The following is a 20302-nucleotide window of genomic DNA, read 5'->3' as shown; positions in this document are numbered from 1 at the left end:
CACCAGGTCGGGAGCCCTTTTGATCGATCGATTCCCTGCTCGTATGGCCCCAGTATGGTGCGGAATATCGCCTTATCAGGGGGTGGCACGCCGTCTGGGGGTGCGGATAGGGTCGGCTCGGCGCGACTGCCTGTTCGAAAGCAAGGGATGCAAGGTGACGGACGGAGCAGTAACTGAGGTCGCACGCGTGCTCGTCGCGGCCGACAAGTTCAAGGGCTCGCTCACGGCCGTACAGGTCGCGGAGCGGGTCACAGCAGGTCTGCGACGGGTCGTCCCGGAGCTGGAAGTGGAGACCCTGCCGGTGGCGGACGGCGGCGACGGTACGGTCGCGGCCGCGGTGGCGGCCGGTTTCGAACGCCGTGAGGTACGGGTCACCGGGCCGGTCGGCGACCCCGTGACGGCGGCGTTCGCGCTGCGCGGCACGACGGCCGTGGTGGAGATGGCGGAGGCGTCCGGCCTCCAGCTGCTCCCGGCGGGCGTCTTCGCACCGCTCACGTCGACGACGTACGGCTCGGGCGAGCTGCTGCGGGCCGCGCTGGACGCGGGTGCGACGACGATCGTCTTCGGCGTCGGCGGCAGCGCGACGACGGACGGCGGAGCGGGCATGCTGGCCGCGCTGGGCGCGGCCTTCCTCGACGCGGCGGGCGAGCCGGTGGGCCCGGGTGGCGCGGCGCTTGCCTCGCTGGTCACCGCCGACCTGTCCGGCCTGGACCCGCGCTTCGCCGCGGTGGACCTGATCCTGGCGAGCGACGTCGACAACCCGCTGACCGGTCCGAAGGGCGCCCCGGCCGTGTACGGCCCGCAGAAGGGGGCCACGCAGGAGGACGTCGAGACGCTGGACGCGGCGCTCTCGCACTTCGTGACCGTCCTGGAGAAGGCCATCGGCCCCAAGGCGGCGGAGTGCGCGGTGGCGCCGGGTGCGGGTGGTGCGGGTGGCATCGGGTACGGGGCGCTCGTCGGCCTGGACGCGAGCTTCCGCCCCGGCATCGAGCTGATGCTCGACGTCCTGGGCTTCGCTCCGGCCCTGGAGCGGGCCACGCTGGTCATCACCGGCGAGGGCTCCCTGGACGAGCAGACCCTGCACGGCAAGGCCCCGGCGGGCGTCGCCGCGGCGGCCCGAGCGGCCGGCAAGGAGGTCGTCGCAGTCTGCGGCCGCCTGGCCCTCGCCCCCGAAGCCCTCGGCAAGGCCGGCATCCGCCGCGCCTACCCCCTGACGGACCTCGAGCCGGACACCGCAAAGTGCATCGCCAACGCGGGCCCGCTGCTCGAACAGGTGGCGGCGAACATCGCCAGGGACTTCCTGGCGTAGCGCCCTGCGGGCGCGAAGGTCCGGGGCCGGGGTCCGCGCGGGCTTCCGGGAGGCCCCGGGAAGCCCCAGGGGCGCACGGGCGGGGCGCGAAGCTGCCCCCGGAGAAGGCCCACGGGGCGGGCGGCGCGGCGCAAAGCTGCCGCTCCCGGGGGCGCCGGGCCCATGGAACGGAGGCGCCCGCAAGGGCGCCGTCCGTTGTGCCCACCCGTTCCGCCCTGCGGAACGATTGCCCACAACGGGGGGGACATGCCCCGGCGCGCCCACGCCCGGCGGGTGGGGGCGGAGCCCCCGCATCCGCCCCCCACCCGCCCCCGGCAGGGTTTCGGGAAGGGGTGGGGTGGGGGAGGAACCCCCGGTCCCTCACCCCGTCGACGTCAAGCGGAACGCGTCCAGCGCCAGCGTCATCTCCGTCAGGTCCCGCGGCCGGGACAAGGACCTCGACGTCAGCTGTTCCAGGCGTCGCAGGCGGTTGAAGACCGTGTTGCGGTGGCAGTAGAGGCGCCCCGCCGCCCGCCCCGCCGAGCCCTCGCAGTCGAGCCAGACGTCCAGCGTCTCCAAGAGGATCGCCCGGTCCGCCGGGTCCAGCTCCAGGAGGCCGCCCAGGACGTCCGTGATCAGCAGGCCGGCCAGCTCCGGCTGGCCGACCACCAGCGCGCCGCCCATCCGGCGGTCCAGGCGGACGATCTGGTGCGAGTCGGGCGCGCACGTGCGCAGCGCCAGTTCCGCGAGACGCCGCGCCCGGCCCAGCTCCGACAGCCCGGTGACCACCGGGCTGATTCCGCCGGGGCCCGGACAACGCCCCTCAAGCAGCTCCGACAGCGCGTCGAGGCCCGTGCCCTCCGCCAGCGACACCACGCCGAACTCGCAGTCCGCCCCCATCCGCCACAGGAACCGCACCCCTGCCCCCTGCACCCGCCGGTGGAACGGCTGCGGCACCTCCCGCCGGTCGTGCCGCAGCACCACCACCGCGTACCGCCCGTGCTCCGGCAGGTCCAGGCCCGCCGCCGCCCGTGACGTCACCTCCGGCGAGCGCTGTCCCTGCAACAGGGCGTCGAGGAGCGCCTGGAGCTGCTCGTCCGTGCGGCGCCGCAGCTCCAGCTCCGTCGCCCGGTACGCCTCCGACGCTGTGTCGGCCTGCGCGTCCACCGCCGACCACACGATCGTCGCCGACAACGTCAGCGCCGCCAGCCTCGGCGGGAACGCCGACGCGTCCTCGATCAGCGCGTCCCACACCAGATGCCCGGCGTGACGGTACGCGTGCACCACCAGCTCCAGGGGCATCCCCTGCTCGGCCCGCCGCCGCCCCATCTCGTCCGCGTGCTCCAGGTCCCGCCGCGGCGAGTCCCGGGGCGCCGAAATCATCTCGATCCCGATCCGCATCGCCTCATGGGCCTCCTGCCAGTGCTGGTCGTACGGCACGATCCGGCCGTACGCCGGCTCGTACTCGTGCAGCTCCCTCAGATGCTCGTCCACCAGCTCCGGCAGCCGCTCCAGAAGCGCCGTACACGCCTCCGCCAGCAGCTTCCAGTCATCGCCGGTCCGCGATCTGCGCCGTCCCATGCCCGGAGGATGCCATCCCGGAGCCGATCCCCACAGGCCCCTGACACGCGGTGTTGTGCGCGTGCACAACCCATCGCCGCGCCCGCTGGTCACCGGCAGCGTTTCGGCCGCCGCACGTGGACGCGCGGCCCCACGCGGTGTTGGGGTGAGCGCCACTGAACGGGCCCACGGAAGGGGAACCATGGGAGGTACCGCACTCGCCCTCGAGGTGGCGGACCTGTCGGCGGGATACGGACCGGTACGCGCCCTGCGGCAGGTGTCGCTCGCCGTGCCGGAGGGCAGCGTCGTCACCGTCCTCGGTGGCAACGGCGCGGGCAAGTCCACGCTGCTGCGGGCCATCTCACGCACACTGCCGTTCCACGGCGGAGCCGTCACCTCCGGCACCGTCAGCCTCGGCGGCCGGGAGATCGGCGGGCTCCCACCCGACCGGATCGTGGCCGCCGGGGTCTCCCAAGTGCCCGAAGGCCGCCAGGTCTTCGCCCGGATGACCGTCGAGGACAACCTCCGCGCCGGGGCGCTCGGCGCGAGCGGCGACCGCGCCGCCAAGGCCGCGGCGCTCGCCCGGGTCCACGAACTCTTTCCCGTCCTCGCCGACCGCGCCCACCAGCGCGCCGGGCTGCTCTCCGGCGGCGAACAGCAGATGCTCGCCGTCGGCCGCGCGCTCATGGCCTCGCCGAAACTGCTGCTCCTGGACGAGCCCTCGCTCGGCCTCGCGCCGCTGATGGCCGCCCGGATCGCCGACACGATCCGCGAGATCAACGCCCAGGGAACGGCCGTGCTGCTCGTCGAGCAGAACGCGGCGCTCGCGCTGCGGCTCGCCTCCCGGGCGTACGTGCTGGAGGTCGGCGAGGTCACCCTCTCCGGGCCGGCCGCGGAACTCGCCGCCTCCGACGAGGTACGCCGCCGCTATCTGGGCGTCGTGGACGAGGACGCCGCCGCCGACGGGGCCACCGCCGCGACCACGCACCCGGTCCTGTCCCGCTGGGAGGGCGTCCGATGACGACGACCGCGCCGCAGTCCCGTGGGGAGAACCGATGAGCCAGCCCCCGCCTCCCGGCGAGGCAGCCGCCCCCGCCGCGTCCGTACCCGCCCTCGAAGTCCGGGACGTCACCGTCCGCTTCGCCGGGCTCACCGCCCTCGACGCCGTCTCCTTCACCGTCCGCCCCGGCACCGTCCACGCCGTCATCGGCCCCAACGGCGCCGGCAAGTCCACCTGCTTCAACGTCCTCTCCGGCGTCTACCGGGCCACCTCCGGCAGCGTCCGCTTCGGCGAGCACGACCTCACCGCCCTGCCCCCGCACAAGATCGCCGACCTCGGAGTCGCCCGCATCTTCCAGAACCTCGCGTTGCCGCCCCGCGCCACCGTCGAGGACAGCCTGCTGCTCGGGCGCCACCGGCTCACCCGGACCGGTTTCCTCGCCGCCGGGCTCCGGCTGCCCTCGGCCGCCCGCGAGGACGCCCGCCATCGGGCCCGGGTCCGGGAGATCGCCGCCTTCGTCGGCCTGGAGAAGCAGCTCCGACAGCCCGCGGGATCGCTCCCTTACGGACAGCAGAAGCTCGCCGAACTGGCCCGCGCGCTCTGCATGGAGCCCAAACTGCTCCTCCTCGACGAGCCCGTCGCCGGCATGACCGCCGACGAGCGCCGCCGTACCGCCGCCGTGATCGCAGGCGTCCGCGACAGCCTCGGGATCTCCATCGTCCTCGTCGAGCACGACATGGGAGTGGTGATGCGGCTCGCCGACGCCGTCACCGTCCTCGACTTCGGCCGTCGCATCGCCGACGGCGCCCCCGGCGACGTACAGAACGACCCGGCGGTCGTCCGCGCCTACCTCGGAGAGGAGACCGCCGAGTGACCACCTTCGCCGAACTCCTGCTCAACGGAGTCTCGTTGGGCTCGATCTACGCCCTCATAGCCCTCGGCTTCGTGGTGATCTTCCGCGCCACGGAGGTCGTCAACTTCGCCCACGCCTCGCTCCTGCTGGCCGGCGGGTACTTCACCGCCGTGCTCCATGACGACATCGGCTTCTGGCCGGCGCTGCTCGTGGGCATCGGCGGCGCGGCCCTGGTCGGCGCGGCCGTCGAGTTCCTCGTCATGCGCCGCTACCGCGGCTCCGACCACAGCGTCCTCGCCATCGTCACCATCGGCGTCGACATCCTGCTCGCCACCGAACTGACCCGCCGCATCGGTACGGACATCCTCTCGCTCGGCGACCCCTGGGGCGACGCCGTCGTCACCTTCGGCCCGGTCACGATCGCGCAGACCCGGATCGCGGCCTTCCTCGCCGCCGCCCTCCTCATCACCGCGTTCCTGCTGGCCTTCCGGTACACCTCCTGGGGCGTCGCCATGCGCGCCGCCGCCGAGAACCAGGAGACCGCGGCCCTCATGGGCATCCGTCTCGGTCGGGTCTCGCTCGGTGCCTGGGCGGTGGCCGGCGGACTCGCCGCCGTCGCCGCCCTCTTCCTCACCGTCTTCCCCACCCCAGGCCTGGAGCGCACCACCTCGTTCGCCGCGATGAAGGCCTTCCCGGCCGCCATCCTCGGCGGCCTGGACTCCACCACCGGCGCCCTCGTCGGCGGACTCCTGGTCGGCGTCACCGAGTCCCTCGCCACCGGCTACCAGGGCGATCTGACCTTCCTCGGCCGGGGCATCGGCGACCTCGCCCCGTACCTCGTGATGGTCGCAGTACTCCTGATCCGTCCGGCCGGACTCTTCGGTACGAAGGAGCTGGCCCGTGTCTGACGCGCTTCCCCGCCGTGGCGTCGCCACGCTCGCCCGACCCCGCGTCTACGGATGGGCCGTCGCCGGTCTCGTCCTCGCCGCCTTCCCCTTCTACCTGGACCGCTTCTGGCTCCAGGCCGGGCTCTTCGCCATGGCCGCCGCGATCGGCGCCATCGGCATCAACCTGCTGACCGGCGCCACCGGCCAGCTCTCCATGGGCCACGCCTTCTTCCTCGCCGTCGGCGCCTACGGCTACTGCGCCTTCGCCGGCGACGGGCAGGACGGGCTCACGGGGTTCGGTCTGCCGGGCTGGCTCGCCGGCGTCCTCGCCGTGGCGCTGGCGGGCCTGGCGGGCGGGGTGTTCAGCCCCATCGCGGGCCGGCTGAGGGGCGCGTACCTCGGAATCGCCACCCTCGCGCTGATCTTCATCGGCCAGCACGTCCTCTTCAACGCCCACGACCTCACCGGCGGCTTCAACGGCCGCGCGGTGCCCCCGCTCTCCTTCTTCGGCCTCACCTTCGACGACAGCGAACTCCTCGTCGCCCAGGTGCCGTTCGGCTCCGCCGAGAAGCTCTGGTACCTCGGGCTCGTCCTCCTCCTCGCGGGCGCGCTCTTCGCCCGCGGAGTGCTCCGCGGCCGCCCCGGTCGCGCCATGAACGCCATCCGGGACCACCGGATCGCCGCGGGCGTCATGGGCATCCCCGTGGCCCGCTACCGCGCCGCCGTCTTCGTCCTGTCGTCCATGTACGCGGGCCTCGCCGGCGTCCTGCTCGCGCTGGTCTTCCAGCGGACCGTGCCGGAGTACTTCGGCATGATGCTCTCCCTCGAGTACCTGGCCATGATCGTCATCGGCGGTCTCGGCTCGGTCGCCGGTGCGGTGATCGGAGGCGTCTTCGTCTCCCTCCTCCCGCAGCTCCTCAACCGGTACAGCGACGCGCTTCCCCTGGTCTCCGCCCCCGGGACGGGCGGGATCGCACCGGGGGAGGCCGCGCGCTATCTCTACGGCGCCGCCGTCGTCGCGGTGGTGCTCTTCCTGCCCGGAGGCCTGGTCCGGCTGGCCGCCCGGAAACCCAAGCGAACCGACCGACCCTCGCACTCCTCTGGGGAGGAACGATGATCCACCGACGACAGACGTCCAGAACCATGGCCGTCGCGCTCGCCACCCTCGTCGCCCTGACCGCCGCCGGCTGCAGCTCCAAGGCCAAGAGCGGCGACGACAACGGCACCGGCGCGGGCGGGGTGAAGGCCGGCAAGGGCGTCACCGACAAGACCATCGCGCTCGGCGCGCTCACGGACATGACCGGGGTGTACGCCACGCTCGGCAAGAGCGTCACGCAGGCCCAGCAGCTGTACGTGAAGCAGGTCAACGCGGCCGGCGGGATCTGCGGCCGGCAGCTGGAGCTGACGGTCCGCGACCACGGGTACGACCCGCAGAAGGCGCTGTCCGCGTACACCGAGCTGGAGCCGAAGGTGGTCGGCTACACCCAGTTCATCGGCTCCCCGTTCGTCGCCGCCGTCAAGCAGCGCGTCGACGGCCAGGACAAGGGGCTCGTGCTGCCGCAGGCCTGGTCGGCCTCGCTGCTCGGCTCCCCGTACATCCGCGTCCTGGGCTCCACGTACGACGTCGAGACGATCAACGCCGTCGACTTCCTGGTCAAGGAGAAGGGCCTGAAGGCGGGCGACAAGCTCGGCCACGTCTACTTCGAGGGCGACTACGGCGAGAACGCGCTCACCGGCTCGAAGTACGCGGCCGAGAAGGCGGGGCTGACGGTCGTCGAGCAGAAGATCAAGCCCACCGACAACGACATGTCGGCGCAGGTCGCGGCGCTCAAGCAGGCCGGGGTCAAGGGCATCGTCATCAGCGCGGGCCCGCGGCAGGCCGCCTCGCTGGTCGGGGTCGCCGCGGCGACCAAGCTCCTGGTGCCGATCATCGGCAACAACTCGGCGTTCGCGCCGCAGCTGCTCGGCACCCAGGCGGGCCCGGCGCTGGAGAAGATGTACTGGTTCGCCTCCCCGAGCCTGCCCATCGGCGCGGACACCCCGGCCGCGAAGAAGCTGGTCGCCGACTACAAGGCCGCCTACCCGAGCGACAGCCTCGACAACGGCATCGTGGCCGGCTGGACGGCGGCGAGCGTCTTCGGCGAGGCCCTGAAGAAGGCCTGTGCCTCCAAGGACCTCACCCGCGAGGGCATCGGCAAGGCGCTGCTGACGCTCAACGCCTACGACGCGGGCTTCGGCATGACGCACGACCTCAGCGACCCGGCGGCCCCGTCGTCCCGCGAGTCGGTCATCCTCCAGCCGGACAAGACGGTCCCCGGCGGCATGCGCACGGTCCGCGAACCCTTCGTCTCCGACCCGGCGAAGGCCTTCACCCCGAAGGCGGGCTGAGACCCCGTGCCCCCACCCGGCCGACCCCGCCGCGCGCCCTGCGCGGCGGGGTCGGCCGGGTGCTCGGCACGCCTACTGCTCGCGCCCATGGCGCCCGCGGCACGCACCCGGATCCCGGGTCCCGTGGCCGGGGCGCGGCGGTGGCCCTGATTCACGGGGCCCTGCGCCACGCGACGAGCGCCGGAGCGCACACCGTACGCCTCTCGGTCCGGCTCTGGCGCGAGCACGCCCTCGCCCTCAACCGCAAGCTCGGCTTCGACACCGTCGCCCCCTGGGACGATCGCCCGGGCCTGCTGTGCCTGGAGAAGCCCCTGGGCGGCTGACCGTCCGGCCGAGGGTACGAGGAAGGGCCCGGAGACCATGTCTCCGGGCCCTTCCTCGTACACGTACCTCGCCGGCCGCCTACGGAAGCTGTGCCGCCTCCGCCTGACGCGCCTCGCGGCTCTCGCGGCGGTTGCCGCGGAAGGTGTTCACCCGACGGGCCGTCGCGAAGAGGGGGATCACGGCGCCCATCACCACCTGCAGAGCGCAGCCGGTCTGGAGCAGCAGCTGCCCGCCCGGCGCGTCGAACGCCCAGGCCGCCAGCATGCCCATCGCGCCCACGATCCAGCTGAGCATCGCCACCGCGAGGATGCCCCGCGGCTTCGGGTACTCGACCCGGCTCACCATCAGCCAGGCGACCCCGATGATCGCGAGCAGCGTCGGGACGAACGGCAGCTCGAGCAGCACGATCGAGACGACCGTCAGCGCGCCGAAGGGGCTCGGCATGCCCTGGAACATGCCGTCCTTCATGGTCACGCACGAGAATCTCGCCAGCCGCAGCACGACCGCGAGGAGCACTGCGACCGCGGCCACCGCCGAGACCTTCTGCTGCGCGCCGTCCGGGACCGCGACCATCCCGTACACGAGCACGAAGTAGGCCGGGGCCAGACCGAAGCTGATCAGGTCCGACAGGTTGTCGAGCTCGGCGCCCATGGGGGAGGAGCGCAGCTTGCGCGCCACGATGCCGTCGAAGAGATCGAAGATCGCCGCGCACAGCATGAGGATCACGGCGGTGGCGGCGCTGTTGCGTGCCATGCCGGTCTCGGCGCTGCCCGTGAGGTGCGGGATGAGGATGCCGGTGGTGGTGAAGTACACCGCCATGAATCCACACGTCGCGTTACCGAGCGTGAGGGCGTCCGCTATGGACAGCCTCAGCGACAGCGGCATCTCCTCGGACTCGTCGGCACCGTCCTCCGCGTCGGCGACCCAGTCGCCGGCCCGAGTGTCAGGATCAATCACGGTCAATGCGAGTCACCCCCGCGGTCGTGGTCTGACCGACCTCGACGGCGACGTCGACACCTTCCGGAAGGTAGATGTCAACGCGCGACCCGAAACGGATCAGACCGATGCGCTCGCCCTGCTCGACCTTCGTCCCCTGCGGGATGTACGGCACGATGCGGCGGGCCACGGCCCCCGCGATCTGCACCATCTCGATGTCACCGAGCTCGGTGTCGAAGTGCCAGACAACGCGCTCGTTGTTCTCGCTCTCCTTGTTGAACGCCGGGACGAACCCGCCGGGGATGTGCTCCACGGACGTCACCGTGCCGGCCAGCGGCGCGCGGTTGACGTGGACGTTCAGCGGGCTCATGAAGATGGCGACCCGGGTGCGTCCGTCCTTCCACGGCATGATGCTCTGCACCACACCGTCGGCGGGCGAGATGACCCGGCCCTGAGCGATCTCGCGCTCGGGGTCGCGGAAGAACCACAGCATGCCCGCCGCCAGGGCGGTGGTGGGCACGGCGATGGCGGCGGCACGCCTCGACCGGCGCGCACGCACCAGGCTCAGCGCCGCGGTGGCGACGGTCGGCAGAAGCCACGGCGATGCTCCGCGTGCGATGCGTACGCCGGCAAGGCTGTCGCGAGGTGCAGAGGTTTGGCTGTGGGGCATGGATGACCTTCGTAGCGGATGATGCCGCACTGGCAACGGGGGACGGCGGCTTTCTGGCGATGCTATCGGTTGCGGGCCGCAACTGGGTAAGCCAGAAGCCGAGTCGACGGCCGGAAGACGAACACAGGGTGTGATCTTCTTCGCGGCCGAACCGACTCAAAAGCGACAATCAACCCTGGAATCGGTACTCCTCGAGCAGCCGACGACCAATGATCATTTTCTGGATCTCGGCGGTACCTTCACCGATGAGCAGCATCGGGGCCTCACGGTAGAGGCGCTCGATCTCGTACTCCTTCGAGAACCCGTATCCGCCATGGATACGGAAGGCGTCCTCGACGACTTCCTTGCAGTATTCGGAGGCGAGGTACTTCGCCATCCCCGCTTCGAGGTCGTTTCGTTCCCCGGAGTCCTTTTTGCGTGCTGCGTTCACCATCATCGCATGAGCGGCCTCGACCTTGGTAGCCATCTCGGCGAGCTTGAACTGAATCGCCTGGTGCTGAGCGATCGGCTTGCCGAAAGTGTGACGTTGCTGGGCATACGAGACACCCAGTTCGAAGGCACGCTGAGCGACACCGCAGCCACGGGCCGCGACGTTCACGCGGCCGACTTCCACGCCGTCCATCATTTGGTAAAACCCTCGGCCGGTGGTGCCGCCGAGTACCCGATTGGCCGGAATGCGCAGTCCGTCCATGATGAGTTCGGTCGTGTCGACGCCCTTGTAACCCATCTTGTCGATCTTCCCGGGGATGGTGAGGCCGGGGCGGACCTCTCCGAAGCCGGGCTCCTTCTCGACGAGGAAGGTCGTCATCGACTTGTGGGGCGCCGTGCCCTCGGGGTGTCCTTCGTCACTTCGGACGAGAACGGCCACGAGCGTTGACGTTCCGCCGTTCGTCAGCCACATCTTCTGGCCGTTGAGGACGTACTCGTCGCCGTCCTTGACAGCCTTGGACGTGATGGCCGACACATCCGAGCCGAGGCCCGGCTCCGACATCGAGAAGGCGCCGCGCGTCTCGCCGGCCGCCATCCGCGGAAGGAAGTAGTCCTTCTGCTCCTGGGTGCCGTGCTGCTTCAGCATGTACGCCACGATGAAGTGCGTGTTGATGATGCCGGAGACCGACATCCAGCCGCGGGCGATCTCCTCCACGCACAGCGCGTAGGTGAGCAGCGACTCACCCAGGCCGCCGTACTCCTCGGGGATCATCAGACCGAAGAGGCCGAGCTCCTTCAGCCCGTCGACGATCTGCTGCGGGTACTCGTCGCGGTGCTCCAGCTCGGTCGCGACCGGGATGATCTCCTTGTCGACGAACTCCCGGACGGTCTTGAGGATCTCCTGCTGGACGTCCGTGAGCCCGGCGGTCTGGGCGAGTCGGGCCATGGCTACTTCTCCGTCTTCTTCGCGGGCTCGATCAGCTCGGGGCGGCCGGGCTGCTCGCCGCCGCGCTCCTTGATGTACGTCTCGGTGGGGACCATGACCTTGCGGCGGAAGACGCACACGAGGGTGCCGTCCTGCTTGTAGCCCTTGGTCTCGACGTAGACGATGCCGCGGTCGTTCTTCGACTTCGACGGGGTCTTGTCGAGGACCGTGGTCTCGCCGTAGATGGTGTCGCCGTGGAAGGTCGGCGCGACGTGGCGCAGCGACTCGATCTCCAGGTTGGCGATCGCCTTGCCCGAGACGTCCGGGACGGACATGCCGAGCAGCAGCGAGTAGATGTAATTGCCGACGACGACGTTCTTGCCGAAGTCCGTCGTGTTCTCCGCGTAGTTCACATCCATGTGAAGCGGGTGGTGGTTCATCGTCAGCAGACAGAAGAGGTGGTCGTCGTACTCGGTGACCGTCTTTCCGGGCCAGTGCTTGTAGACGGCGCCGACTTCGAACTCTTCGTAGGTGCGGCCGAACTGCATGGGACTCAGGCCTCCGGGATCTCGAACTTGCTGGTGCGCTGCATGCCGGCGGCGCGGCCCTTGCCGGAGATGACCAGGGCCATCTTGCGGCTCGCCTCGTCGATCATCTCGTCGCCGAGCATGGCCGAGCCCTTCTTGCCGCCAGCCTCGGAGGTGTAGTAGTCGTACGCGTCCAGGATCAGCTCGGCGTGGTCGAAGTCCTCCTGCGAGGGGGAGAAGATCTCGTTCGCCGCGGCGACCTGATCCGGGTGCAGCACCCACTTGCCGTCGAAGCCGAGGGCGGCGGCGCGGCCGGCCACCTCGCGGTAGCCCTCCTGGTTGCGGATCTGCAGGTAGGGGCCGTCGATCGCCTGGAGGTTGTTGGCGCGGGCGGCCATCAGGATGGCCATCAGGATGTAGTGGTAGGCGTCGGCGCCGTAGCCGGGCGGCTGCTCGCCGACGACCAGGGACTTCATGTTGATGGAGGCCATGAAGTCGGCCGGGCCGAAGATGATCGTCTCGACGCGCTGCGAGGCCGTCGCGATCGCGTTGACGTTGTTGAGACCCTGCGCGTTCTCGATCTGCGCCTCGATGCCGATCTTGCCGACCTCGAAGCCCATCGTCTTCTCGATCTGGGTCAGCAGGAGGTCGAGCGCGACGATCTGCTGGGCGTCCTGGACCTTCGGCAGCATGATGCAGTCGAGGTTCTGGCCGGCGCCCTCAACGACGGTGACGACGTCGCGGTACGTCCAGTGGGTCGTCCAGTCGTTGACCCGCACGACCCGCGTCTTGCCGGTCCAGTCACCCTCGTTCAGGAACTTGACGATGGTGTGACGGGCCTCGGGCTTGGCGAGCGGCGCGCAGGCGTCCTCCAGGTCCAGGAAGACCTGGTCGGCGGCGAGCCCCTGGGCCTTCTCCAGGAAGCGCGGGTTCGAGCCGGGGACCGCGAGGCAGGAGCGGCGCGGACGCAGACGGTTCACGGGGGTGGTCATGCGGGGACCTCCAGAGGGTCGAGCTTGTTCGCTTTCCGGATCTCGTCGACGATACGGCCGATGATCTCGGTGATACCGAAGTCCTTCGGTGTGAAGACGGCGGCCACACCCGCGCGCTTCAGTTCTGCGGCGTCGGCGTTCGGGATGATCCCGCCGACGATGACCGGGATGTCGACAGCACCCGCCTCCCGGAGACGGTCGAGCACGTCCGGCACCAGTTCGGCGTGCGAGCCGGAGAGGATCGACAGACCGACGCAGTGCACGTCCTCCGCGAGGGCCGCGTTGACGATCTGTTCGGGCGTCAGCCGGATCCCCTGGTAGACCACCTCGAAACCGGCGTCACGCGCGCGTACGGCGATCTGCTCGGCCCCGTTGGAGTGCCCGTCCAGGCCCGGCTTGCCGACCAGGAGCCGCAGCCGCCCGGAGCCCAGCTCCGAGGCCGTCCGCGCCACCTTCTCCCGTACGAGAGCCAGCGGGGTGCCCGCCTCGGCCGTCACCGCGACAGGCGCGGAGGAGACGCCCGTGGGGGCGCGGAACTCGCCGAAGACGTCCCGCAGCGCCCAGGACCACTCGCCGGTGGTGACGCCGGCCCGCGCGCACTCCAGGGTGGCGGCGAACAGGTTGCCCTCCCCGGCGGCGATGGCCTTGAGGGCGGCCAGCGACTCCTGGGCCCGGTTCTCGTCGCGGTTGTCGCGCCACTCGTGGAGCTTGGCGACGACCTTGGCCTCGTTGGCCGGGTCGACGGTCATGATGGCCGTGTCGAGGTCCGCGGTGAGCGGGTTCTCCTCGGTCGACTGGAAGATGTTGACGCCGATGATCTTCTCGTCGCCTGCCTCGATCCGGGCGCGCCGCTCGGCGTGCGAGGAGACCAGCTGCGACTTCAGGTAGCCGGACTCGACGGCGGCCATCGCGCCGCCCATCTCCTGGATCCGGTCGATCTCGGCCAGGCACTCCTCGACGAGCGAGTCGACCTTGGCCTCGATGACGTGCGAGCCGGCGAAGATGTCCTCGTACTCCAGCAGGTCGGACTCGTGGGCGAGCACCTGCTGGATACGGAGCGACCACTGCTGGTCCCAGGGGCGGGGCAGCCCCAGCGCCTCGTTCCAGGCGGGGAGCTGGACGGCACGCGCGCGTGCGTCCTTGGAGAGCGTCACGGCCAGCATCTCGAGCACGATCCGCTGGACGTTGTTCTCCGGCTGGGCCTCGGTCAGACCGAGCGAGTTGACCTGGACGCCGTAACGGAACCGGCGCTGCTTCTCGTTCTCGATGCCGTACCGCTCGCGGGTGACCTTGTCCCAGATGCGGCCGAAGGCGCGCATCTTGCACATCTCCTCGATGAAGCGGACGCCCGCGTTCACGAAGAAGGAGATACGGGCGACGACCTCGCCGAAGCGGTCCGCCGGGACCTGGCCGGAGTCCCGGACCGCGTCGAGCACCGCGATCGCGGTGGACATCGCGTACGAGATCTCCTGGACCGGAGTGGCCCCCGCCTCCTGCAGGTGGTAGCTGCAGATGTTGATCGGGTTCCACTTCGGGATGTTGTTCACCGTGTAGGTGATCATGTCCGTCGTGAGGCGGAGCGAGGGGCCGGGCGGGAAGACGTGCGTCCCGCGCGACAGGTACTCCTTCACGATGTCGTTCTGGGTGGTGCCCTGGAGCCTGGTGACGTCCGCGCCCTGCTCCTCCGCGACCACCTGGTAGAGCGCCAGGAGCCACATCGCCGTGGCGTTGATGGTCATCGAGGTGTTCATCTGCTCCAGGGGGATGTCCTGGAACAGCCGGCGCATGTCACCGAGGTGCGAGACCGGGACCCCGACCCGGCCGACCTCGCCGCGGGCGAGGATGTGGTCGGGGTCGTAGCCGGTCTGCGTCGGCAGGTCGAACGCGACCGAGAGGCCGGTCTGACCCTTGGCGAGGTTGCGCCGGTACAGCTCGTTGGACGCCTCGGCGGTCGAGTGACCGGCGTAGGTCCGCATGAGCCACGGCCGGTCCTTCTGACGCTCTGTCATGTACGGTCCCGGTCTCAGATGTTACGGAAGCGGTTGATGGCGTCGATGTGCTTCGCGCGCATCTCCGGGTCGCGGACGCCCAGGCCCTCCTCGGGGGCGAGCGCGAGCACGCCGACCTTGCCCTGGTGCAGGTTGCGGTGGACGTCGTAGGCGGCCTGCCCGGTGTCCTCCAGTGAGTAGACCTTGGAGAGCGTCGGGTGGATCTTGCCCTTGGCGACCAGGCGGTTGGCCTCCCACGCCTCGCGGTAGTTGGCGAAGTGCGAGCCGATGATGCGCTTCAGCGACATCCACAGGTAGCGGTTGTCGTACTCGTGGTTGTAGCCCGAGGTCGAGGCGCAGGTGACGATGGTGCCGCCCTTGCGGGTGACGTACACGGAGGCGCCGAAGGTCTCGCGGCCCGGGTGCTCGAAGACGATGTCCACGTCCTCGCCGCCGGTGAGCTCGCGGATGCGCTTGCCGAAGCGCTTCCACTCCTTCGGGTCCTGGGTGTGCTCGTCCTTCCAGAACTTGTAGCCCTCGGCGTTGCGGTCGATGATCGCCTCGGCGCCCATCGCGCGGCAGATGTCCGCCTTCTGGTCGCTGGAGACGACACAGATCGGGTTGGCGCCGCCGGCCAGCGCGAACTGGGTGGCGTACGAGCCGAGTCCACCGCTGGCGCCCCAGATCAGGACGTTGTCGCCCTGCTTCATGCCGGCGCCGTTGCGGGAGACCAGCTGGCGGTACGCGGTGGAGTTGACCAGGCCCGGAGCCGCCGCCTCCTCCCAGCTCAGGTGGTCGGGCTTCGGCATCAGCTGGTTGGACTTGACGAGCGCGATCTCCGCCAGGCCGCCGAAGTTGGTCTCGAAGCCCCAGATGCGCTGCTCGGGGTCGAGCATCGTGTCGTTGTGGCCGTCCGAGGACTCCAGCTCGACCGAGAGGCAGTGCGCGACGACCTCGTCACCGGGCTTCCAGGCGTTGACGCCCGGGCCGGTGCGCAGCACGACGCCCGCGAGGTCGGAGCCGATGATGTGGTACGGCAGGTCGTGGCGCTTGGTGAGCTCGGAGAGCTTGCCGTACCGCTCCAGGAAGCCGAAGGTCGACAGCGGCTCGAAGATCGAGGTCCAGACCGAGTTGTAGTTCACGGAGCTGGCCATGACCGCGACCAGCGCCTCGCCCGGGCCGAGCTCGGGGAGCGGCACGTCGTCGAGGTGGAGCGACTTGCGCGGGTCCTTGTCGCGGCTCTCGAGGCCGGCGAACATCTCGGTCTCGTCCTTGTGGACGGTCACGGCGCGGTACGACTCGGGGAGCTTGATGTTGGCGAAGTCCGAGGACGTGGAGTCCGGGGACTGGATCGCGTCCAGGATGTCCTTCACGGGGTGCCTCCGGCGGTGCGGCGTCTGAGGGGGACGCACTGAGGGGTTACGTCTTGGAGTGCTGCTGTGGAGGTGTGCCGTCGGTTCGGCGGGTGGTGCGGTGGCCGCGCTTGGTGAGCGCTGAAGTTGCCTGTGACGCAGGCGTCCGGGCGCACAATCACGATCGCTTGTGGGGACAGCCGGCGCACGAGGAGACCTCTGCGCGCCGGCCGCCCGGACAACATCAACGTATGGCACCGCGTGTCACCTGACAAGGCACTGCGTGCCAACAATTTCACTCATATGCAATCTGCCGGTCACATGTGAGCGATGATCGATCGACAAGGCCCACAAAAGGGGCGAAGGCCGCCCCCGAAGCGGGGGCGGCCTTCGCCGTGGGAGACGCGCGTCAGTGCTTCTTCAGCGCCTGCTGGATCGTCCGCATGACCTCGTCCAGGGGAGCGTCCGTGCGGGCCACGGCGATCACCACATCGCCCTCGGCCGAGACGGCCGCGGCGGGCGGAGCGGTGGGGGCCGACTGGACGGACGGGGCGGACGGGCCCGGGCGGCCCGCGCCTATCCCCGTACCGAAGGTCTCCCGCACGATCGCGAAGGCGTGGTCCAGCTGCGCCTCCACGTCCCCCTGGCCCCCCGCGCGGAGCCAGCGGCGCAGCACATGGTTGTGGGCGGTGACGACCGCCGACGCGGCAACCTCGGCCAGCAGCGGGTCGTCGTTGCCGTCGTGGTGGTCGCGCTCATCGAAATGGCCCAGCAGATAGCGGGTGAACAGCCGCTCGTAGCGGGCCACCGAGGCGATCTCGCGCTCCCGCAGGGTCGGTACCTCACGGGTGAGCCGGTAGCGCTCCACGGAGACCGCCGGGGACCCCGCGTACATCTTCATGACTTCCTTGATGCCCCGGCAGACCGTGTCCAGCGGGTGCTCGTGCGGCGGGGCGGCGTTCAGCACCGCCTCCGCCCGCACCAGGGTGTCGTCGTGGTCGGGGAAGATCGCCTCTTCCTTGGAGCGGAAATGGCGGAAGAAGGTCCGCCGGGCGACCCCGGCCTGGGCGGCGATCTCGTCGACCGTCGTGGCCTCGTACCCCTTGGTCGCGAAGAGCTCCATGGCCGCCGCCGCCAGCTCGCGGCGCATCTTCAGCCGCTGCGCGGCCGCGCGGGTGCCCGCCGCGCTCTCCGTGCTGTCGGAGGTGGAGGAGTGCGCGGACGTGGACGTGGCACGGGGTGACTTCGCGGCCTTGGACATGTCCTGAACGTACTGCATCAGCGCGGGAGTGTGCCCAGGTGGGGGAGGGTCGCCCGGGGCCGGACCCGGGGTGCCCGAGGCGCCCCCGGGACTCAGCAACCCTCCCCAGCCCGCGTAGGGCTCAGCGTCGGGCATATTCGCGGAAGCCGCGCCCCGTCTTGCGGCCCAGGCAGCCGGCGGCCACCAGGTGCTCCAGAAGCGGCGCAGGGGCCAGACCCGGGTCGCGGAACTCGCGGTGCAGCACCTGCTCGATGGCGAGGGAGACGTCGAGGCCGACGACGTCGAGCAGCTCGAACGGACCCATCGGGTAGCCGCCGCCCAGCTTCATGGCAGCGTCGATGTCGTCCAGGGTCGCGTAGTGCTCCTGGACCATCTTGATCGCGTTGTTCAGGTACGGGAAGAGCAGCGCGTTCACGATGAAGCCGGCCCGGTCGCCGCAGTCCACCGGGTGCTTCCGGATCTTCGCGGTGACCTCGCGGACCGTGGCGTGGACGTCGTCGGCGGTCAGGACCGTACGGACGATCTCCACCAGCTTCATCGCGGGCGCCGGGTTGAAGAAGTGCATCCCGATGACGTCCTGCGGGCGCGAGGTGGCGCGGGCGCAGGCGACGACCGGCAGCGAGGAGGTCGTGGTGGCGAGCACCGCGCCCGGCTTGCAGATCTTGTCGAGCCGCGCGAACAGCTCCTGCTTGATCGCCAGATCCTCGGCGACCGCCTCGACGGCCAGGTCGACCTCGGCGAAGGCGTCGAGCGAGCCGGCCGGGGTGATCCGGGCCAGCGTCTCGTCCCGGGCCTCGCCGGTCATCCGGCCCTTGTCGACCGAACGGGCGAGGGACTTCGCGATCCGGGCCTTGGCGGTGTCGGCCTTCTCCTGGGAGCGCGCGGAGAGGACGACCTCGTATCCGGCCTTGGCGAAGACCTCGGCGATGCCGGAGGCCATCGTGCCGGAGCCGGCGACGCCGACCGAGCGGACCTCGCGGCCCTCGCCGGTGGCGGCGCTCTCGAGCGGGGTGAGCGCGTCACGGACCACGGTGGCCGAGCCCGGGGCGTCGTAGGTGTAGAAACCGCGGCCCGACTTGCGGCCGGTCAGACCGGCCTCGCTGAGCTGCTTGAGGATCGGGGCGGGGGCGTGCAGCCGGTCCCTCGACTCGCTGTACATCGCCTCCAGGACGGTACGGGCGGTGTCGACGCCGATCAGGTCGAGCAGCGCCAGCGGGCCCATCGGCAGACCGCAGCCGAGCCGCATCGCGGCGTCGATGTCCTCGCGGGAGGCGTACTTGGCCTCGTACATCGCGGCGGCCTGGTTGAGGTAGCCGAAGAGCAGCCCGTCCGCGACGAAGCCGGGACGGTCGCCGACCGCGACCGGCTCCTTGCCGAGGTCGTGGGCGAGGGCGGTGACGGCCTCGACGGCCTGCGGGGCGGTGAGGACGGAGGAGACGATCTCCACCAGCTTCATCGCCTGGACCGGGGTGAAGAAGTGCAGGCCGAGCACGCGCTCGGGGTGCGCCGAGTCGGCGGCCAGCCGGGTCACGGAGAGCGCGTTGGTGCCGGTGGCGATGATGGCGTCGGGCCGGACGATGGCGTCCAGGGCCCGGAAGACCTCCTGCTTGGCCTCGTACGACTCGGGGACGACCTCGATCACGAGGTCGGCGTCCGCCGCCGCCTGGAGGTCGGAGAAGGTGCGGAAGCGGGCGAGAACGTCCTGCCGCTCCTCCTCCGTGATCCGCTCACGGGCCACGGCACGTGCGGTGGAGGCCTCGAGGGCGGCGACGGCCTGGGTGGCGGCGGCTTCGCTGATGTCGACGCCGATGACCTCACGGCCGGCCCGGGCGAGGACATCGGCGATGCCCGTGCCCATGGTGCCGAGACCGATGACGGCGATGGTGGAGAGAGGGGTGTCCATCAGGGGACTCCAGGGAGGGAAGAGTGACGACTGAAGGCGGCAATGGGGGCGCGGACGGATCGCGAGCGGAAAACGCGAGGAGTTCGCGACGAGAGCACGGAGGGATCGCGTGCACGAAGAGATCGCGTGCACGAAGAGATCGTGCGGAAAAAGCGACGGACTCTGTCCCGGAGCCACGTCGAAACTGCCGAACCGACAAACTCGAACTCATAACGGCTGCGTCACCAGGCCGTTGTGAGGGTGCGGGGGGTGACCCGCTCACCTGAGATTAACCGGCGAGTAACGAGCGCGCCAGTCCTCGGAACTCCGGAAATTGTGATCTGGATCGCGGATACGCTGACGGTCATGGATATCGCCACGGACGACGCGGAATTCCGCTCGATGATCGATCGTTTGGGCGTGGAGATCGTGGAAGAAGAAGGCACTGCCGAGTTTCACAGACTGATCGCCACCGACGACACGGAATCGCTGGCGACCGTGCTCACCCAACCGCAACGTCCGCTCTGGGCCCGCGAGATCGCGTCCTTCCGGCTCGGCCTCGCCGGCGACCCGCGCGCCTTCGAGGCCCTGGTCCTCCTCCTCAACCACCGCGACCCGGAACGCTGCGTCTCCGCCGCCTACGCGCTGATGCGGCTCGGCGACCCGCGCACCGCGCGGGCCGCCGCCGCCCTCGCCACCAACGAACTCCGCGTCGCCTACGCCCTGCTGCCGGTCCGTCTGCTCGCCGACCTGCGCGCACCCGAGTCCGTCCCGGCCCTGGTCACCGTCCTCGAACGGCGCCTGGCGGCCGACGATCCGCACTGGCGGGTCGGGCTCGCCTGCGTCGAAGGGCTCGGCACACTCGGCGACACCCGCGCCCGGCCCGCCCTCGAAGTCGCCCTTCCCCACCCGCGCCTCGGCCGGGCGGCGGCCGAGGCGCTGGCCCGCCTCGCGCCCCGGAGCCCCTGCCCCGAGGCTCCGAAGGATCGCCTGTCGGGGTGAACAACGCCGGGCATACTGACAGAGATCGTCTGATAACG

The 20302-nt window shown here is 70.4% G+C and carries 18 protein-coding genes; 8 read left to right on the top strand and 10 right to left on the bottom strand.

Features of this window, described 5'->3' with window-relative positions:
• Positions 1-154 precede the first annotated feature (154 nt).
• Positions 155-1309: a glycerate kinase gene (locus ACFV9D_RS18490; RefSeq protein WP_385146728.1), complete on the top strand. Its 1155-nt coding sequence runs from the start codon at positions 155-157 to the stop codon at positions 1307-1309.
• 360 nt (positions 1310-1669) lie between these two features.
• On the opposite strand, the gene ACFV9D_RS18485 is transcribed toward ACFV9D_RS18490, so the two are convergent.
• Positions 1670-2869 (bottom strand): PucR family transcriptional regulator, encoded by a 1200-nt coding sequence (locus tag ACFV9D_RS18485; RefSeq protein WP_385146726.1) that lies wholly within the window; start codon positions 2867-2869, stop codon positions 1670-1672.
• Between the two features lie 181 nt (positions 2870-3050).
• Between ACFV9D_RS18485 and ACFV9D_RS18480 the strand changes: the two genes are divergently transcribed.
• The 6 genes from ACFV9D_RS18480 to ACFV9D_RS18455 all read left to right on the top strand — a co-directional run bounded on the left by ACFV9D_RS18480 (position 3051) and on the right by ACFV9D_RS18455 (position 8299).
• On the top strand, positions 3051-3869 hold the full coding sequence (locus ACFV9D_RS18480) for an ABC transporter ATP-binding protein (protein ID WP_385146724.1): 819 nt from the start codon (positions 3051-3053) through the stop codon (positions 3867-3869).
• 34 nt (positions 3870-3903) lie between these two features.
• Positions 3904-4722, top strand: a complete 819-nt coding sequence (locus ACFV9D_RS18475) for an ABC transporter ATP-binding protein (protein ID WP_385146722.1) — start codon at positions 3904-3906, stop codon at positions 4720-4722.
• Positions 4719-5609, top strand: coding sequence for a branched-chain amino acid ABC transporter permease (locus ACFV9D_RS18470; RefSeq protein WP_329114013.1), 891 nt, complete (start codon positions 4719-4721; stop codon positions 5607-5609). Before ACFV9D_RS18475 ends, ACFV9D_RS18470 begins: the two co-directional genes overlap by 4 nt.
• Positions 5602-6705 (top strand): branched-chain amino acid ABC transporter permease, encoded by a 1104-nt coding sequence (locus ACFV9D_RS18465; RefSeq protein WP_385146720.1) that lies wholly within the window; start codon positions 5602-5604, stop codon positions 6703-6705. Before ACFV9D_RS18470 ends, ACFV9D_RS18465 begins: the two co-directional genes overlap by 8 nt.
• A complete protein-coding gene (locus ACFV9D_RS18460; RefSeq protein WP_385146718.1) occupies positions 6702-7976 on the top strand; it encodes an ABC transporter substrate-binding protein in 1275 nt (424 codons plus the stop codon). The genes ACFV9D_RS18465 and ACFV9D_RS18460 overlap by 4 nt, the downstream gene beginning before the upstream one ends.
• A 140-nt stretch (positions 7977-8116) precedes the next feature.
• Positions 8117-8299 carry a hypothetical protein gene (locus ACFV9D_RS18455; RefSeq protein ID WP_385146716.1) on the top strand — a complete coding sequence of 61 codons (183 nt, stop codon included), beginning with the start codon at positions 8117-8119 and terminating at the stop codon, positions 8297-8299.
• A gap of 79 nt (positions 8300-8378) precedes the next feature.
• Here ACFV9D_RS18455 and pssA read toward each other — a convergent pair whose 3' ends face one another.
• The 9 genes from pssA to ACFV9D_RS18410 all read right to left on the bottom strand — a co-directional run bounded on the left by pssA (position 8379) and on the right by ACFV9D_RS18410 (position 19283).
• Positions 8379-9257 (bottom strand): CDP-diacylglycerol--serine O-phosphatidyltransferase, encoded by an 879-nt coding sequence (pssA, locus tag ACFV9D_RS18450; RefSeq protein WP_385146714.1) that lies wholly within the window; start codon positions 9255-9257, stop codon positions 8379-8381.
• The gene (locus tag ACFV9D_RS18445; protein WP_260226710.1) at positions 9250-9906 is read right to left on the bottom strand and encodes a phosphatidylserine decarboxylase; all 657 of its coding nucleotides are present in this window, start codon (positions 9904-9906) and stop codon (positions 9250-9252) included. Before ACFV9D_RS18445 ends, pssA begins: the two co-directional genes overlap by 8 nt.
• Positions 9907-10075: 169 nt before the next feature.
• The gene (locus ACFV9D_RS18440; RefSeq protein ID WP_385146712.1) at positions 10076-11281 is read right to left on the bottom strand and encodes an acyl-CoA dehydrogenase family protein; all 1206 of its coding nucleotides are present in this window, start codon (positions 11279-11281) and stop codon (positions 10076-10078) included.
• 2 nt (positions 11282-11283) lie between these two features.
• Positions 11284-11808 (bottom strand): MaoC family dehydratase, encoded by a 525-nt coding sequence (locus ACFV9D_RS18435; RefSeq protein ID WP_030320137.1) that lies wholly within the window; start codon positions 11806-11808, stop codon positions 11284-11286.
• Between the two features lie 5 nt (positions 11809-11813).
• The gene (locus ACFV9D_RS18430; protein ID WP_385146710.1) at positions 11814-12779 is read right to left on the bottom strand and encodes an HpcH/HpaI aldolase/citrate lyase family protein; all 966 of its coding nucleotides are present in this window, start codon (positions 12777-12779) and stop codon (positions 11814-11816) included.
• Positions 12776-14788, bottom strand: coding sequence for a protein meaA (locus tag ACFV9D_RS18425; RefSeq protein WP_385146708.1), 2013 nt, complete (start codon positions 14786-14788; stop codon positions 12776-12778). The genes ACFV9D_RS18430 and ACFV9D_RS18425 overlap by 4 nt, the downstream gene beginning before the upstream one ends.
• A 14-nt stretch (positions 14789-14802) precedes the next feature.
• Positions 14803-16140 carry a crotonyl-CoA carboxylase/reductase gene (gene ccrA / locus ACFV9D_RS18420; RefSeq protein ID WP_385146706.1) on the bottom strand — a complete coding sequence of 446 codons (1338 nt, stop codon included), beginning with the start codon at positions 16138-16140 and terminating at the stop codon, positions 14803-14805.
• 388 nt (positions 16141-16528) lie between these two features.
• Positions 16529-17380 (bottom strand): TetR family transcriptional regulator, encoded by an 852-nt coding sequence (locus ACFV9D_RS18415; protein WP_385146761.1) that lies wholly within the window; start codon positions 17378-17380, stop codon positions 16529-16531.
• Positions 17381-17501: 121 nt separating this feature from the next.
• Entirely contained in the window at positions 17502-19283 is a 1782-nt protein-coding gene (locus tag ACFV9D_RS18410) for a 3-hydroxyacyl-CoA dehydrogenase family protein (RefSeq protein WP_385146704.1), read from the bottom strand.
• 345 nt (positions 19284-19628) lie between these two features.
• Between ACFV9D_RS18410 and ACFV9D_RS18405 the strand changes: the two genes are divergently transcribed.
• Entirely contained in the window at positions 19629-20264 is a 636-nt protein-coding gene (locus ACFV9D_RS18405; protein ID WP_385146702.1) for a HEAT repeat domain-containing protein, read from the top strand.
• The last annotated feature ends 38 nt before the right edge of the window (positions 20265-20302 follow it).

Source organism: Streptomyces sp. NPDC059875, assembly GCF_042731085.1.
In the GTDB taxonomy this organism is placed as follows: Bacteria; Actinomycetota; Actinomycetes; order Streptomycetales; family Streptomycetaceae; genus Streptomyces.
This window is presented reverse-complemented; position numbering and strand designations above follow the sequence as displayed.

What these genes read in the sequence shown, in the direction of transcription:
- ACFV9D_RS18485 (WP_385146726.1), bottom strand. Translation starts at nt 2,869, where the DNA reads ATGGGACGGCGCAGATCGCGGACCGGCGATGACTGGAAGCTGCTGGCG.
- ACFV9D_RS18480 (WP_385146724.1), top strand. Translation starts at nt 3,051, where the DNA reads ATGGGAGGTACCGCACTCGCCCTCGAGGTGGCGGACCTGTCGGCGGGA.
- ACFV9D_RS18475 (WP_385146722.1), top strand. Translation starts at nt 3,904, where the DNA reads ATGAGCCAGCCCCCGCCTCCCGGCGAGGCAGCCGCCCCCGCCGCGTCC.
- ACFV9D_RS18460 (WP_385146718.1), top strand. Translation starts at nt 6,702, where the DNA reads ATGATCCACCGACGACAGACGTCCAGAACCATGGCCGTCGCGCTCGCC.
- ACFV9D_RS18445 (WP_260226710.1), bottom strand. Translation starts at nt 9,906, where the DNA reads ATGCCCCACAGCCAAACCTCTGCACCTCGCGACAGCCTTGCCGGCGTA.
- ACFV9D_RS18440 (WP_385146712.1), bottom strand. Translation starts at nt 11,281, where the DNA reads ATGGCCCGACTCGCCCAGACCGCCGGGCTCACGGACGTCCAGCAGGAG.
- ACFV9D_RS18435 (WP_030320137.1), bottom strand. Translation starts at nt 11,808, where the DNA reads ATGCAGTTCGGCCGCACCTACGAAGAGTTCGAAGTCGGCGCCGTCTAC.
- ACFV9D_RS18430 (WP_385146710.1), bottom strand. Translation starts at nt 12,779, where the DNA reads ATGACCACCCCCGTGAACCGTCTGCGTCCGCGCCGCTCCTGCCTCGCG.
- ACFV9D_RS18425 (WP_385146708.1), bottom strand. Translation starts at nt 14,788, where the DNA reads ATGACAGAGCGTCAGAAGGACCGGCCGTGGCTCATGCGGACCTACGCC.
- ACFV9D_RS18415 (WP_385146761.1), bottom strand. Translation starts at nt 17,380, where the DNA reads ATGTCCAAGGCCGCGAAGTCACCCCGTGCCACGTCCACGTCCGCGCAC.
- ACFV9D_RS18410 (WP_385146704.1), bottom strand. Translation starts at nt 19,283, where the DNA reads ATGGACACCCCTCTCTCCACCATCGCCGTCATCGGTCTCGGCACCATG.
- ACFV9D_RS18405 (WP_385146702.1), top strand. Translation starts at nt 19,629, where the DNA reads ATGGATATCGCCACGGACGACGCGGAATTCCGCTCGATGATCGATCGT.